The following is a 15304-nucleotide window of genomic DNA, read 5'->3' as shown; positions in this document are numbered from 1 at the left end:
TTGCGATGGAAGACTTATCCCTGCTGATGAATGGCTTTGCCACGGTGCTGTCGTGGCAGAACATCGGCCTGATGGCCATCGGCATCCTGCTCGGCATCGTGGTCGGCGTGCTGCCCGGACTGGGCGGCCCCAACGGCGTGGCGATCCTGCTGCCGCTGACCTTCACGATGAACCCGACCTCGGCCATCATCCTGCTTTCCTGCATCTACTGGGGCGCGCTGTTCGGCGGCGCGATCACCTCGGTGCTGTTCAATATTCCTGGTGAAGCCTGGTCGGTGGCAACCACCTTCGACGGCTATCCGATGGCCCAGCGCGGGCAGGCCGGCGAGGCGCTGACCAGCGCCTTCACCGGCTCCTTCATCGGCGCGCTGGTGGGCGTGCTGATGATCACCTTCTTGGCGCCGCTGGTAGCAAAGTTTGCGCTGCGCTTCGGCCCGCCCGAATTCTTTGCGGTGTACTTCCTGACCTTCTGCAGCTTCGTCGGCATGGGCAAGGAGCCCAAGGCCAAGATCGTGATTTCGATGTGCATCGGCTTCGTGCTGGCCGCGGTCGGCATGGACACGATTTCCGGCCAGCTGCGCATGACCTTCGGCCTGCCGGTGCTGCTGCGCGGCTTCGATTTCCTGGTGGCCGTGATTGGCCTGTTCGGCATCAGCGAGATCTTGATGACGATGGAAGAGGGCCTGGCCTTCAAGGGCAAGCATGCAGCGATCGACCTGAAGGTGGTGCTGAAGACCTGGGCCGGCATGCCGCGCTTCTTCATGACGCTGATGCGTTCCTCGGCCATCGGCTGCTGGCTGGGCATCACGCCCGGCGGCGCTACCGCCGCCTCCTTCATGGGCTACGGCGTGGCCAAGAAGTTCTCGCGCAATCCGGACAGCTTCGGCAAGGGCAACGTCGAAGGCGTGCTCGCGCCCGAGACCGCGGCTCATGCGGCCGGCACCAGCGCGCTGCTGCCGATGCTGGCGCTGGGCATTCCCGGCTCGGCCACCGCGGCGGTGCTGCTGGGCGGGCTGATGATCTGGGGCCTGCAGCCTGGGCCGCTGCTGTTCGTAGAGCAGAAGGACTTCGTCTGGGGACTGATTGCCAGCATGTACCTCGGCAACTTGGCCGGGCTGATCATCGTGCTGGCCTCGGTACCGCTGTTTGCCGCCATCCTGCGCATCCCGTTCTCCATCATCGCGCCGGCGATCCTGGTGATCTGCGCCATCGGCGCCTTCACGGTGCACAACGCCCAGTTCGACATCTGGCTGATGCTGATCTTCGGCATCATCGGCTATGTTTTCAAGAAGCTTGACTATCCGCTGGCGCCGCTGGTGCTGGCCTTGGTGCTGGGCGACCGCGCCGAGGATGCGTTCCGCCAGAGCATGCTGGCTTCTAAGGGCGGACTGGGCATCTTCTGGAACAACGGCCTGGTAGGCACCATCATGACCCTGGCCGTAGCAGGACTGGCCTGGTCAGTGATAGGCGGCCTGCGGGAACGCTACCGGCTGCGCGCTGCCTGAGGCATCCGACGGATAAAAAAACGGCGCCTGCGGGCGCCGTTTTTTTGATCAGCCCCGGAAAGCGATGCCGGCGTTGCGGCTCTGAGCCAGCCCACCATGCCATCATCGTTGCTGGATTTAATCGATGCTACAGCAGGGCCCCGGCTGACGATACTGCAGCCGCCGCAGCGTTCATCACCGCGCCCGGCACGGGCGGCGCGGGCTGGTCCGCAGCGCGGATGCGCATCTGTGGATGGTTTGCGAACAGGTCCGACACCCACTCCACGAAGACCCGCACCTTGGCCGACAGGTGGCGATTCTGCGGATAGACGATATGCACCGGCAGCGGCTCGCTGGTCCAGTCAGGCAGCAGCTGTACCATGCGTCCCGCGGCGACATGCTGCAACAGCAGGTAGTCGGTCATCTGGATCACGCCCAGGCCTGCCAGCCCAGCCTGCACATAGGTATGCGAGTCATTCAGCGCAATCACGCCGCGCATGGCAATGTCGATGCGTTCCTCGCCGCGCCGGAAATCCCAATCGAAGGTTTTGCCCGTCTTGGCCGAAAAGTAGTTCACGCAGCGATGGCGTTCGAGGTCGCGCGGATGCTGCGGCACGCCATAACGTTCGAGGTAGGCCGGCGAGGCGGCGGTCAGGAAATTGATCACGCCGACGCGGCGCGCAATCAGGTTGACGTCGCCAAGCTCGCCGCCGCGTATGGCGCAGTCCACGCCTTCCTCGACCAGGTCGACCGGGCGGTCGGTGCTGCCCAGTTCCATCATGATGTCGGGGTAGCGCTCGAAGAAGGCCGGAAGGGCCGGAATCAGCACTTCGCTCGCCAGGCCGGTTGCCATGTCCACCCGCAGCCGCCCGCTCGGCGACACGCGCGAGCGCGACAGCGATTCATCGGCATCGCGCACGTCGGACAGGATGCGCACGCAACGCTCGTAGTAGGCAGCGCCATCGGTGGTGACGGTGACAAGGCGGGTAGTGCGGTGCAGCAGCTTGGCTGAGAGCGAGGCTTCCAACGCCTGTACCAGCGTGGAAACAGTGGCCTTGGGCAGCTGCAGTATGTCCGCCGCCCGCGTGAAGCTGCCAGTGTCGACCACCTGTACGAACACCTCCATGGCCTGAAATTTGTTGTTCATGATCTTGATTGTTCATGTTGCTGAATAATGGATTCGCAATTACGCGATTTATTAAATTCTAGTCGAAGTCTATATTGTCGGCACGGCGGGTTGATTCGATAGCCGGATGGGAACAGGAGTTGGCCATGACATATCGCGACAGAATTCTTGCAAGCCATGCGCTCGCGCCGGGCGCGGCACGGGTGCGCGTCGCTGGCGAGGGGCGGCGATGAACCCGGTTGACGTCAATGACAGGCAGGCCGCACTGGCTGGCGACGGCGAGCATGAACTCGAGTCGCGTGAGCTGGAAGTGGCCGGTTTCGAAGGTTCCCTCGCGGGCCGTCTGTACCGCGCGGTGGTCGATGGCAGGCGCGACCTGCTGATCGTGTTCTTTCACGGCGGCGGCTTCGTCGACGGGGACCTGGACGAGGCCGACGGCTTCCTCCGCCGGCTGGCCGTTGCCAGCGGCTATCCGGTAGTGCTGTCTTCCACCTATACCCTGGCGCCGAACAAGCCCTTCCCGGCGGCGGTCGAGGATGCCCATGCGGTGCTGGCCTGGGCGGGCAAAAACAAGTCCAAGCTCGGCTGGACCGGCAAGCGCATGCTGGTAGCCGGCATCGAGGCCGGCGGCAATATCGCCGCCGTGGCCGCGATGATGTCGCGCGACCGCGGCGCGCCACGGCTGGCTGGCCAGATCCTGATCATGCCGATGCTCGACCCTGGCCTGTCGACCTGCTCGATGCGTGAAATGCCTAGCTGCCCCGACAAGGCCAAGGTCGTCGATGAATGCGTCGCTGCCTACCGCGGCTACCTGCCGCATGCGGCTGACCGCAGCCATCCGTATGCCTCGCCGCTGCAGTCGAGCCGATTGAAGAACTTGCCGCCGGCGCTGATCCTGTCGACCGATGACGATCCGCTGCGTGACGAGGCCGAGGCCTATGGCGCGAAACTGATCGCCGCCGGCGTGCGGACCACGGTGCGGCGCCTGCCGCCAGCCCAGTTGGAGGAGCCCAACGCCCGCAATGAATGCGCCTGTACCGGCCACGTGCTGTACGAGATTGCCAATTTCATCGCTGGCCTGGAAGGCCCACCGGCATCGTCGGGCCGCTGAGGCGGCCATACGCCAGTAAGCAGGAATGACTTGGAAGGACGTGCCCATTGGCACGGCGGACCCGCTTTACCCGAATACACCGCGATGCATTGCCTGCGCCTGAACGGCACTGCGTCAGCAACGAGCCGAATCAATTTGTCAGAACACGGAGAATCTGCATGGACATTTCTTTCACCCTAAAGCGAAGAGCAAGGCCTGTCGTACTGGCGCTGGCCGCAGCCGCACTGGCGTCGACGCTTATCAGCTGCTCGGACGCCACCGGCAAGGCCGCCGAAACGCAGGAGGCAGCCGCCGCGCCGGTGTCGGCCAGCGCCGTGCTGGAACGGCAGATCGCCGAGACGCAGGAGTTTTCCGGCCGGCTGGAGGCCACCGAGCGGGTCGAGATCCGTCCGCGGGTGTCGGGCTTCATCACCGCGGTGAACTTTAAGCCGGGCAGCGAGGTGAAAAAGGGCGACGTGCTGTTCGTAATCGACTCGCGTCCTTACCAGGCTGAAGCTGACCGTGCCGAAGCGGCTGCGCGGTCCGCCCGTGCCAAGGCCGACCTGGCCCGCCTGGAACTGGCCCGCGCCGAGCGCCTGCTGAGCGACAGGGCCATCGCCCAGCGCGAATACGACGAGCGTGCTTCCGGCCAGAAGGAACTCGACGCCAATGCGCATGCCGCGCAGGCCCAGTACGAGGCAGCGAAGCTGAACCTGGCCTACACCCGGATTGCCTCGCCGATCGATGGCCGGGTGTCGAAAGCGGAAATCACCCTGGGCAACCTAGTCGATGCATCCGCCGTGCTGACCTCGGTGGTGTCGCTGGACCGCATCTACGCCAGCTTCAGCGGCGACGAAGCGACCTACCTGCGCGTCGGCCCACAAAGCCACAAGGGCCAGCCGGTCGCCGTAAAGATCGGCTTGGCCAATGAGGAGGGCTTTCCGCATGAGGGCAGGCTGGAGTTCGTCGACAACCAGCTCGATACGCAAACCGGATCGGTGCGCATGCGTGCCACCTTCGAGAACCGCGACCGCGCATTGGTGCCGGGCCTGTTCGCGCGCGTGCAGCTGGGCGGCGGCAGCGCGACCTCGAATGCCATCCTGATCGACGAGCGCGCCGTGGGCACCGACCAGAATCGCAAGTTCGTCTTCGTGGTCGACAAGGACAACAAGGCCGAGTACAGGCCCGTGAAGCTCGGGCCCGCCATCGATGGCCTGCGGGTAGTGAAGGAAGGCCTGAGTGCCGGCGACAGGATCGTCGTCAATGGCCTGCAGCGGGTGCGTCCGGGCGCGCCGCTGGCGCCGCAGATCGTGCCGATGGATGCCGGGCAACGGAAAGACGTTGCCATGGCCGGCGACACCGGCAAGGCCGCCAATACCAAGGAGTAAACCATGAACTTCTCACGCTTTTTTGTCGACAAGCCGATCTTCGCGGCGGTGCTTTCGGTCATCGTGTTCGTTGGGGGCCTGATCGCCATCTTCAAGCTGCCGATTTCCGAATACCCGGACGTGGTGCCGCCCTCGGTGGTGGTGCGCGCCCAATACCCCGGCGCCAATCCGAAGGTTATTGCCGAGACGGTCGCCGCGCCGCTCGAGGAGCAGATCAACGGGGTGGAGAACATGCTCTACATGTCCTCGCAGAACACTTCCGACGGTTCGCTGCAGCTGACCGTGACCTTCGCCATCGGCACCAATGTCGAGCAGGCCGAGACCGCGGTGCAGAACCGCGTCCAGCGCGCGCTGCCGCGCCTGCCGGAAGAAGTGCGCCAGATCGGCGTGACCACCGTGAAGAGTTCGCCCAACCTGACCATGGTGGTGCACCTGAACTCGCCCGATGGCCGCTATGACGACCTCTATCTGCGCAACTATGCGGTGCTCAATGTGAAGGACCAGCTGGCGCGCCTTCATGGCATGGGCGAGGTGCAGCTGTTCGGCTCGGGCGACTACGCCATGCGCATCTGGCTGGACCCGCAGAAGGTGGCGGCGCGCAACCTCACCGCCGGTGACGTGGTCGATGCCATCCGCGAGCAGAACGTGCAGGTTGCGGCCGGCGTGATCGGCCAGGGCCCGAGCAAGGGCGCCGAGTTCCAGCTAACCGTCAATACCCAGGGCCGGTTACAGACCGTGGAGCAGTTCGGCGGCATCGTCGTCAAGACCAATGCGGACGGCGCCACCACGTTACTGAAGGATGTGGCGCGCCTGGAAATGGGCTCCAACTCCTATGCGCTGCGCTCGCTGCTGAACAACCGCTCGGCGGTGGCCATCCCGATCTTCGAGGCGCCCAACGCCAACGCGCTGCAGCTCTCGACCGACGTGCGGGCAACGATGGAACGGCTGGCCAAAGACTTCCCGGAGGGCGTCGAATACAGCATCGTGTACGACCCCACCCAGTTCGTGCGCGAGTCGATCAACTCCGTGATCCACACCCTGCTGGAAGCGGTGCTGCTGGTTGCGCTGGTGGTGATCGTGTTCCTGCAGACCTGGCGCGCCTCCGTGATCCCGCTGCTGGCGGTGCCGGTCTCCATCGTCGGCACCTTTGCCGTGATGCTGGGCTTTGGATTCTCGATCAACACGCTGTCGCTGTTTGGCCTGGTGCTGGCGATCGGCATCGTGGTCGATGATGCCATCGTGGTGGTGGAGAACGTCGAACGCAATATCGACAGCGGTCTGTCGCCGCGCGACGCCACCATCCAGGCGATGAAGGAAGTCTCGGGCCCGATTATTGCCATTGCCCTGGTGCTGTGCGCCGTGTTCGTGCCGATCGCCTTCGTCTCCGGCCTGACCGGCCAGTTCTACCGCCAGTTCGCGCTGACCATTGCCATCTCGACCGTGATCTCGGCCTTTGTGTCGCTGACCCTGGCGCCGGCGTTGTCGGCCGTGCTGCTGCGCAGCCATGCCGCACCGAAGGATGCGCTGACGCGCGGCATGGACCGGCTGTTCGGTCGCTTCTTTGCCGGCTTCAACCGTTTCTTCGGTCGTTCGGCGCACCGCTATGAGGGCGGGGTGAAGGGCGTGCTGCGCCACAAGGGTGCCTCGCTGGTGGTGTATGCACTGCTGGGCGTGGCTGGCCTGTTCATGTTCAAGGCGGTGCCGCCAGGCTTCGTGCCGCAGCAGGATAAGCAATACCTGATCGGCTTTGCCCAGCTGCCGGATGCGGCTTCGCTGGACCGCAGCGATGCCGTGATCCGCAAGATGTCCGATATTGCCAAGGACATACCGGGCGTGGAGAATTCGATCTCCTTCCCGGGCCTGTCGATCAACGGCTTTACCAATGCGCCCAATGCCGGCATCGTGTTCATTGGCCTGAAGCCTTTCGAACAGCGCCGTGACAAGTCGCTGATGGCCGAAGCCATCGCCGCCGAGGTCAACAAGCGCATGGGCGTGGTGCAGGATGCCTTCGTGATGGTGCTGCCGCCGCCCCCGGTGAATGGCCTTGGCACCACCGGCGGCTTCAAGCTGATGATCGAGGACCGCGGCAACGTCGGCTACGACGCGCTGTACAAGGCGGTGCAGGCAGTGCAGATGAAGGCCTGGCAGAACCCCAAGCTGGCCGGCGTGTTTTCCGGCTACCAGATCAATGTGCCGCAACTGTTCGCCGATGTGGACCGTGTGAAAGCCAAGCAGCTGGGCGTGCCGCTGCAGGTGATCTACCAGACCCTGCAGATCAACCTGGGCTCGCTGTATGTGAACGACTTCAACCAGTTCGGCCGGACCTATCAGGTGCGGGTGCAGGCCGATGCCCAGTTCCGCTCCCAACCGGCGCAGATGACGCAGCTGAAGGTGCGCAACAACAAGGGCGAGATGCTGCCGCTGTCCTCGCTGATGCAGGTGAGGGACACCTATGGCCCGGACCGCGTGCAGCGCTACAACAACTATGTGTCGGCTGACCTGAATGGCGGCCCGGCCCCCGGCGTGTCCTCGGGACAGGCGCAGGCTGAGATGGAGAAGATCTTGAAGGAGACGCTGCCCAAGGGCATCGCCTATGAATGGACTGACCTTACCTACCAGGACATCCTGGCCGGCAATACCATGGTGATCGTCTTCCCGCTGTGCGTGCTGCTGGTGTTCCTGGTGCTGGCCGCGCAGTACGAGAGCTGGACACTGCCGCTGGCGGTGATCCTGATCGTGCCGATGTCGATACTCTGCGCGCTGATCGGGGTCAAGCTGACCGGCGGCGACAACAACATCTTCACCCAGATCGCACTGTTCGTGCTGGTGGGGCTGGCGTCGAAGAATGCGATCCTGATCGTGGAGTTCGCCCGCGAGCTTGAGGACCATGGCCGCAGTGTGGTCGAGGCGGCGCTGGAAGCCTGCCGCCTGCGCCTGCGGCCGATCCTGATGACATCGATCGCTTTCATCATGGGTGTGCTGCCACTGGTGTTTTCCAGCGGAGCCGGCGCCGAGATGCGCCATGCAATGGGCGTGGCGGTGTTTGCCGGCATGCTGGGCGTGACCTTCTTCGGCCTGTTTTTGACGCCGGTGTTCTACGTCCTGCTACGCACCGTCGCATTGCGCATGGCCAGGCCCGTTGCCGGGGCCGGGCCGGTAGCGCCCCACCACGCCGAACTGGAAGGAACCGTCAAATGAACAACATGGATACCAAGGTTGCGGCCACGAGCGCGACCATGAACAGGACTACGGCGCTGCCGTCCGGGCGCCACGTCGATGAGGCGCTGGACCTGGCACTCGCCGTCAGACCGAAAGTACCGCTTGCCGCCACGGGACAGGCCAGGCCGCTGCTGCCCCTGGCGCCAAGGCTGGCAGGCATGCTGGGCGCATTGCTGCTCAGTGCCTGCGCCGCTCCCGCATTCGACCAACCCGGCGTGGCCATGCCAGATGCTTTCAGGGAGCCGCAGGCGCTGGCTGCCGCGCCGGAGCAGGTGCGCAGCGCTGCCGATGGCACCACCTGGAAGACGGCGCAGCCGGCCGAGAGCCAGCCGCGTGGGGAATGGTGGCGGGCATTCAACGATGCCCGGCTCGACAGCCTGATCGCGCAGGCAACGGCGATGAACCAGAACCTGTCGGTGGCAGCGGCGCGGGTGAGGCAGGCGCGCGCCATTGCAGGCATCACGGAAAGCGCCCGCATTCCTCAGGTCGGCGCTGGCGTGGGCGCTCAGCGCGCCCGCCTGTCGCCGCCTGAAGCCCGCCAGCCCGAAGGCACGGCGGTGGCGCCTGTCACCAGCTACCGGGCCAGCCTGAGCGCCAGCTATGAGGTCGACTTGTTCGGCCGCGTGTCCAGCAATGTGGCGGCGGCGCGCAGCGATGCCAGCGCGGCGGAGGCAACCTACCGCTCGGTGCTGCTGTCCCTGCAGGCCGACGTGGCGCAGACCTATTTCCGGTTGCGCGGGCTCGACGCCGAACTGGCCACCCTGGCGCGTACCGTGGGGCTGCGCGAGGAAAATGTGCGCATCAACAGCCGCCGGTTCGAGCAGGGCGATATCGGCGAGTTCGACCTGGCACGCGCCCGCACCGAGCTTGCAACGGTGCGCGCCGATGCGATCGGCCTGCAGCGCCAGCGCGCCAATGCCGAGCATGCACTGGCAGTGCTGCTCGGGCTGCCGGCATCGAGCGTGAGCCAGCCGGACGATCCGCTCGACACCGCGGCCCTGCCGCTGGTCCCGGCTGGCCTGCCGTCCGCGCTGCTGGAGCGCCGGCCCGATATCGCCATTGCCCAGCGCACGATGGAAGCGGCCAATGCGCGCATCGGCGTGGCGCGCTCGGCCATGTTTCCGGCGTTGACTATAGGCGCCGATGCCGGCGGCGTGGCTGGCACCATTGCCGACGTATTCAAATGGAGCAGCCGCTCCTGGCTGCTGGGTGCGACGCTGTCGATGCCGCTGATCGACGGTGGCCGCAACCGCAACAACATCGCGCGCAGCGAGGCCGCGCTGGAAGAGGCGGTCGGCAGTTACCGCCAGGCGGTGCTGACGGCCTTTGCCGAGGTCGAGGACAACCTGGCCGGACTGCGCATCCTGGCGCAGCAGGGCGATGAAATCGACCAGGCGCTGGCCTCGGCGCGCCGTTCGGCCGGTCTGGCCCAGAAGCTGTACGACGCCGGCCGTTCGAGCTATCTGGACTTGCTCGACGCCCAGCGCAACCTGGCGGCCGTGGAACGCAGCGCCGTGCAGTTGCGCAGCGACCGCGCGGTGACCACGGTGGCCCTGATCCGGGCATTGGGCGGCGGCTGGGAGGCGCAGCCGGCCGCCGGCATCGCCAGCGCGAACCTGGCAGCACGCTGAAGATACTGGAACAGGCAGGGCATCCCGACGATGCCCCTTGCGGCGGTACGCGTTAGCGCCCGCCGTTTTTTTCGTTTGCCGTGGCTGGCCGGAGCGCCTCCATTCACACGAGCAGCACCATGGCGATGTACCTGGACCCGCTTATCCGGGCTATGCAGCCGCCATTGTGCATAAATAGCCCTACGATGTGCGCCGAGCAATTCGACTCTGGCTGCGCTCCAATCAGTCAACTAGGCAAGCGAAGGCATGCTGCATAGCAGGTAGCACTCCTGCGGCCTATTGATAATCAACTGCACCAGCCATCAGGCCAGCCGCTTGTGCAAGGTTATGGCGGCGGCCAGGTTTCAGACAATCGCTTTAACACAGGCTTGCGGCGCCGCCATACAGGCTAGTCGATGCGGCGAGCAAACCAAGACAGCGCAGCAGCGCTTGCAGGCGAAAGGCGTTACGCGGCGGGTCAGTAAGGCAAGACGACCGAATGGTCATATTCCCTCCTTGAAGGCCGGTTGCGGCAAAGTGGTATCGCATCCCCTATGCCATCGTTAGCCCATGAAGCTCATCCAGAACCTCTTCCGATTCGTGCACTGCGCGATGGCGCTGCTGTTCGCATGCGCGGCCCTGCTCCTGATCGCTATTGGCGCCCGCATGGGCTGGAATACCGTGGCAGCCGGTTTCGACAGCGCTGTGGCGCTGGGCATCATCGAAGCGGTAGGCCTGGTCGCCGCGGCCGTGGTGGCGCTACAGATTGCGGAAACGATCCTGGAAGAAGAGGTGATACGCGATGCCGACATCAGCGCGCCAACTCGGGTGAGGCGCTTTCTGTCGCACTTCTTCGTTGTAGTCATCGTTGCGCTTGCCATCGAAAGCCTGGTCGCGACCTTCAAGGCCCTGCACTAGGATCCCACACAGCTTGTCATGCGGCGGTGCTGCTGATGGCAGTCGGCATGCTGCTTGCGGCCTGGGGCTACTTCATTCGCATGAACGGCATGGCGGAGAAGCTTGAGCCTGAAGCCATGGCCGAAGCCAAGAGCGAGGATGAGAAGCTGAAGTGACGTTTGCCTGCGGCGGTGGGCAATGCGCCCCTGCCTGGCCCGCGCTGCGTGCCGAGCACCTGGCTGTCCAGCGCGCACGGCGTGGCATGCGGTGTCGAGCATCACCCTGCGCGGCAGTCACGTTTCAAGGGTTTCCTTCTTCGCCAATAAGCTTGTGGCGGTGCGCACAAGTGGCCGCTTTTTTGTCGCACGCCATGCAAAAGACCCATGCGCCCGGACAATTAGGGCGCGGGAAGGTGGTGCTAGGATCGTTTCGTCCCGATTTATCGAGGAAACGAAAATGACAGCGATCAGATTGACCTCACGGTGGTTGTTGCCAGCGTTGCTGGCGATGGGTCTTGCCGGGTGCGGGGGCGGGGACAATGCTTCCGGCACGGTGACAAGTGCCTCGGCGATATCTGCGCAGCCAGTGAGGTTGGCCGCCACCTCGGCCAAGTCCTCTATCGCCAAACTCCAGCGCTATCAGATCGATCCGGCGAAGGTTTTTGTCGCGGGTATTTCATCCGGCGGCTTCGCCGCGGTGCAGATGCATGTGGCCCACTCGGCGACCTTCAAGGGGGCGGCGATCTATGCTGGCGGCGTGTACTGGTGCGCCGGCACCGGCGGTGCCGCAACAGCCCTGGCCAATTGCGGCGGGCAGACGCTACCGACGAATGAGGCGGCTTACAACAGCACGCTCGCGGCGTCTGTCGCCTACCTTGACCTGCAGTCGTCCCTCGGGACAATCGACCCGTCTTCCAACTTGATGGGACAGCCTGTCTATCTCTGGTCCGGCACGCAGGACACAGTCGTCAATCCGCTTGAAATGGCCGACCTCGACGCGCAATACACGCGATACGGCGCCAGGGTCCAATTCGACAATCAATTCCCGGCCGCGCACGGCTGGGAATCGCCTGACGGCGAACTCGCCTGCGGCACGCTTGGAAGCCCTTTCATGGTCAATTGCCAGATCAATGGCATGGCCTATGACTCCGTGAAAACCTGGCTGACGATGTTTATCGGGACGCTGAATGCCCGTAACAACGGCAAGCTGTCGGGAACGCTGTATACATTTGATCAAACCGAATTTGGCGCGTCGCCCAGGGTGTCGATGAGCCCTACCGGCAGCGTGTTCGTGCCGAGGGCGTGCGAGCAGGGAAAGCCGTGCGGGCTGGTGCTCGCGCTGCATGGCTGCAAGCAGGAGGCGGCGCGCATCGGAAACCGCTGGGTCACCCAGGCCGGCATTAATGAATGGGCGGATACGAACAGGCTGGTAGTGGTGTATCCGGACACCGTCGCCTCCTCTGCACCGGATCCGACCAATCCGAATGCATGCTTCGACTGGTGGGGATATTCCAACCAGGTCGATCCGAACTATGCGCTCAAGAGCGGCTTGCAGATGTCAGTGCTTTATTCGATGGTGCAGCGGGTAACCGGCCGGCCATGAACTTCCCTGTCGGGTGCGGCCTGGCGCCGCCTGATCCTGCGCGATGCCCATACGGGCCTCACGCGCTTAGACCAGTTCAGCAAGAGCCTGGGCATTGCACCGACCATCCCGACCCGGCGTCTGTCCATGCTGACGGAGGAGGGAGTGCTGGAAAAATGGCGGTCCTCGGCACATCCGCCGTTTGAGGAATGCCTGTTGACCGCTGCCGGGCAGGCCTTTTTGCCGGTGCTTTTCATGATCGGCGCCTAGGGCCCGCAGTAGCGAGGCCACGGCAAGCTGGTGCGCTTCTACGATGCCGAGCAAGGTACGGAAATCAAGGCGGTGGCCATCGGTGAAGTCACTGAGCACGGATAGGGACACGCCCTATTCGTGTCGTCAGGCCCGACGAAAGCCGAAGTCCACGCATCCTTGCCTATCCTCCTTCCAGTGCGGCACTAAGGCAGCCACCGCCGCAAGTGCAGTCGGCTGCCTCGACCTGCATCCTTCTTTCTCGTGGCGCGCGCCGCTTTCTTGAGGAACATCAATAGCGGGAGTGCGCCGCTTTAGTGGTTATACGGCAATATTTGGGTAATTAATTACGACATCCGGGGAAGAGAGACATGACTGAGAAATTAGGCGAGCAAACCGACCTGATCACGCTGGACCGCCAAATTGATGAGCTGAACCAAAGGATAAGCAGCTTGAAGGAACGGATGGCGGCGATGGCCTCGCAGAAATACGAAACCACAAACCAGTCCATCCTGCTTACCACTATGCAGGAAGTCCTGAAGGATCTGCACCTGCTTCGTCTGGAAATACTGGGCGTCTCGGGCAGCAGGCACGATTATCCCGAGGCTGCTTACCAGTCGGACGCGCACCGGGACATGATCCCCGCTATGAGAAGGAAAGAAGAGCAGCTCGGCGCAAGGTGAGATCGACCAGAGAGATGGAAGCGGATGGCCGCGTTCCAGCATCTGTTCGATCACCCTTGGTCGTCAATCAAGTCCTGCCGGATGAGGTGATCCGCCGCGGGACATAATCGACTGGGCTACTACACGATGTAACTTTGCGCCATTGCCGTAGGCGAGCGGTCATCAGCGATGCGGCCAGCCGCAGATGGCTGGGCCACGCATCGATCGGGCCCAGCGAACTGGTCGACCAGTCATTGGCCAGGATCGCCAGGGCGCTGGGCGAATCGCCAAGCGCCCTGGCAAGGGAAGAAATGGCCGGATGACTGGTACGCACGTGTGGACGGGGACGATTGAAAGGGCGTGCAGGACTGCATTGGCGGATACGGTCGACAGGGCGGTCAGGTGCGCCGCATGGCAGGCGTATTGCCGGTTCGGGCAGCGGCGCCCCGGTATCGCCGCGTATCTCACCGTTCAGGGAAGGATGCGGCATGCGCCGCGACAAGGCCCAGCGTTGGTCTTTTATGACGGCGGCGGGAAGGGCGGCTTGCAGGGCAGACGGTGAAGAAGGCATTTTCCCTGCAACTGGCCGGCATCGAGCAGGAGAGGAGGCCATGCAGTCCAGGCATGGTCCGGCATAAAAAAACGTCCGGCCCCTGGTCGGAAGCCGGACGCGATTCTGGAGATAGGGCAGGGTGCTGCTTACACCGCCTTGGCCTCATGCATCGCAGCGATCTGCTGCGCGCTGTAGCCCAGCTCTTCCAGCACTTCGTCGGTGTGCTGGCCCAGCAGCGGTGACGCCGTCACTTCCGGCTTCAGGTCCGAGAACTTGATCGGGCTGCCAATGGTGAAGTACGAGCCGCGCACCGGATGCTCCACTTCCACGATCGAGCCCGACTTGCGCAGCGACTCGTCCACCAGCAGTTCCTTCATCGACAGCACCGGCGCGCACGGAATGTCGAACTTGCGGAACACGTTCACCGCCTCGAACTTGGTCTTGTCCTTGATGAAGTCCTCGATCGTGGCAAAGATCTCGTTGATGTGCGGCTGGCGAGCCTTCGGCGTCGTATAGGCCGGGTCGGTCTTCCATTCCGGCTTGCCCAGCGCGTCGCAGATCGGCTCCCAGGCATGGCCCTGCACCGTGAAGTAGATGTACGCGTTCGGGTCGGTCTCCCAGCCCTTGCACTTCAGGATCCAGCCCGGCTGGCCGCCGCCGCCGGCATTGCCGCCGCGCGGCGTGACCTTGTCGGCAAAGGCTTCCATCTCGTGCGGATACTGTGGATACTCTTCCAGGTAGCCCACCCGCTCCAGCCGCTGCTGGTCGCGCATCTTGACCCGGCACAGGTTCAGCACCGCGTCCTGCATCGATACCGCCACTTTCTGGCCACGGCCCGTCTTCTGGCGGCCGATGTAGGCCGTCAGGATGCCGATGGCCAGGTGCATGCCGGTGTTGGAGTCGCCCAGCGCCGCCGACGAAATCGTCGGCTCGGAATTCTCGCCCTTCCACCAGCCGGTGGTCGAGGCTGCGCCGCCGGCGCACTGCGCCACGTTCTCGTAGACCTTCAGGTCTTCATAGTGATGGCCTTCGGAGAAGCCCTTGACCGAAGCCAGGATCATCTTCGGGTTCAGTTCCTGGATGCGCTCCCAGGTAAAGCCCATGCGGTCCAGCGCGCCGGGACCGAAGTTCTCCACCATCACGTCGGACTCCTTGATCAGCTTCTCCAGCACGTCCTTGCCTTCTTGCTTCTTCGTGTCCAGCGTCAGCGAGCGCTTGTTGGAGTTGAGCATCGTGAAGTACAGCGCGTCGGCATCGGGAATGTCGCGCAGCTGGCTGCGGGTAACGTCGCCGGCGCCGGGGCGCTCGACCTTGATCACGTCCGCGCCAAACCAGGCCAGCATCTGGGTGCAGGCCGGGCCGGCCTGGACGTGGGTGAAGTCGATGATCTTGAGTCCTTGCAGCGGTTTGTCCATGTGTCTATCTCCTTGAGTGTCTCGGTTGTT

At 64.0% G+C, this 15304-nt stretch carries 10 protein-coding genes and 1 pseudogene; 9 read left to right on the top strand and 2 right to left on the bottom strand.

From position 1 onward, the window contains the following. Positions 1-5: 5 nt before the first annotated feature. Positions 6-1505, top strand: coding sequence for a tripartite tricarboxylate transporter permease (locus KTQ42_RS23675; protein ID WP_217348057.1), 1500 nt, complete (start codon positions 6-8; stop codon positions 1503-1505). 127 nt (positions 1506-1632) lie between these two features. Here the strand turns inward: KTQ42_RS23675 and KTQ42_RS23670 are convergent, their stop codons facing one another. Continuing rightward, positions 1633-2631, bottom strand: coding sequence for a LysR family transcriptional regulator (locus KTQ42_RS23670; RefSeq protein ID WP_217348056.1), 999 nt, complete (start codon positions 2629-2631; stop codon positions 1633-1635). 208 nt (positions 2632-2839) lie between these two features. On the opposite strand from KTQ42_RS23670, the gene KTQ42_RS23665 reads away from it, so the two are divergent. The 8 genes and pseudogenes from KTQ42_RS23665 (at position 2840) to KTQ42_RS23630 (ending at position 13327) form a co-directional block, all read left to right on the top strand. Continuing rightward, the gene (locus KTQ42_RS23665) at positions 2840-3721 is read left to right on the top strand and encodes an alpha/beta hydrolase (protein WP_217348055.1); all 882 of its coding nucleotides are present in this window, start codon (positions 2840-2842) and stop codon (positions 3719-3721) included. Positions 3722-3879: 158 nt separating this feature from the next. Continuing rightward, a complete protein-coding gene (locus KTQ42_RS23660) occupies positions 3880-5088 on the top strand; it encodes an efflux RND transporter periplasmic adaptor subunit (protein WP_217348054.1) in 1209 nt (402 codons plus the stop codon). A 3-nt stretch (positions 5089-5091) separates the two neighbouring features. After that, positions 5092-8286 carry an efflux RND transporter permease subunit gene (locus KTQ42_RS23655; RefSeq protein WP_217348053.1) on the top strand — a complete coding sequence of 1065 codons (3195 nt, stop codon included), beginning with the start codon at positions 5092-5094 and terminating at the stop codon, positions 8284-8286. A gap of 179 nt (positions 8287-8465) precedes the next feature. Further along, entirely contained in the window at positions 8466-9938 is a 1473-nt protein-coding gene (locus tag KTQ42_RS23650) for an efflux transporter outer membrane subunit (RefSeq protein ID WP_217348107.1), read from the top strand. 549 nt (positions 9939-10487) lie between these two features. Next, positions 10488-10990: pseudogene (locus tag KTQ42_RS23645) on the top strand (hypothetical protein). Between the two features lie 280 nt (positions 10991-11270). Continuing rightward, a complete protein-coding gene (locus KTQ42_RS23640) occupies positions 11271-12416 on the top strand; it encodes a prolyl oligopeptidase family serine peptidase (RefSeq protein ID WP_217348052.1) in 1146 nt (381 codons plus the stop codon). A 6-nt stretch (positions 12417-12422) separates the two neighbouring features. Next, positions 12423-12665 carry a winged helix-turn-helix transcriptional regulator gene (locus tag KTQ42_RS24175; RefSeq protein WP_349292196.1) on the top strand — a complete coding sequence of 81 codons (243 nt, stop codon included), beginning with the start codon at positions 12423-12425 and terminating at the stop codon, positions 12663-12665. A 350-nt stretch (positions 12666-13015) separates the two neighbouring features. Further along, entirely contained in the window at positions 13016-13327 is a 312-nt protein-coding gene (locus tag KTQ42_RS23630) for a hypothetical protein (protein WP_217348051.1), read from the top strand. Between the two features lie 678 nt (positions 13328-14005). Here KTQ42_RS23630 and frc read toward each other — a convergent pair. Then, on the bottom strand, positions 14006-15274 hold the full coding sequence (frc, locus tag KTQ42_RS23625; protein ID WP_217348050.1) for a formyl-CoA transferase: 1269 nt from the start codon (positions 15272-15274) through the stop codon (positions 14006-14008). Positions 15275-15304: the final 30 nt, after the last annotated feature.

The sequence above is a fragment of the Noviherbaspirillum sp. L7-7A genome (assembly GCF_019052805.1).
Classification (GTDB): Bacteria; Pseudomonadota; Gammaproteobacteria; order Burkholderiales; family Burkholderiaceae_D; genus Noviherbaspirillum_A.
Note: the sequence above shows the minus strand (reverse complement) of the source record. Positions and strands in the feature narration are given on the sequence as shown.

Coding starts and splice junctions, on each gene's coding strand:
- KTQ42_RS23665 (WP_217348055.1), top strand. CDS start 2,840: ATGAACCCGGTTGACGTCAATGACAGGCAGGCCGCACTGGCTGGCGAC.
- KTQ42_RS23630 (WP_217348051.1), top strand. CDS start 13,016: ATGACTGAGAAATTAGGCGAGCAAACCGACCTGATCACGCTGGACCGC.
- KTQ42_RS23675 (WP_217348057.1), top strand. CDS start 6: ATGGAAGACTTATCCCTGCTGATGAATGGCTTTGCCACGGTGCTGTCG.
- KTQ42_RS23640 (WP_217348052.1), top strand. CDS start 11,271: ATGACAGCGATCAGATTGACCTCACGGTGGTTGTTGCCAGCGTTGCTG.
- KTQ42_RS23670 (WP_217348056.1), bottom strand. CDS start 2,631: ATGAACAACAAATTTCAGGCCATGGAGGTGTTCGTACAGGTGGTCGAC.
- frc (WP_217348050.1), bottom strand. CDS start 15,274: ATGGACAAACCGCTGCAAGGACTCAAGATCATCGACTTCACCCACGTC.
- KTQ42_RS23655 (WP_217348053.1), top strand. CDS start 5,092: ATGAACTTCTCACGCTTTTTTGTCGACAAGCCGATCTTCGCGGCGGTG.
- KTQ42_RS23650 (WP_217348107.1), top strand. CDS start 8,466: ATGCTGGGCGCATTGCTGCTCAGTGCCTGCGCCGCTCCCGCATTCGAC.
- KTQ42_RS23660 (WP_217348054.1), top strand. CDS start 3,880: ATGGACATTTCTTTCACCCTAAAGCGAAGAGCAAGGCCTGTCGTACTG.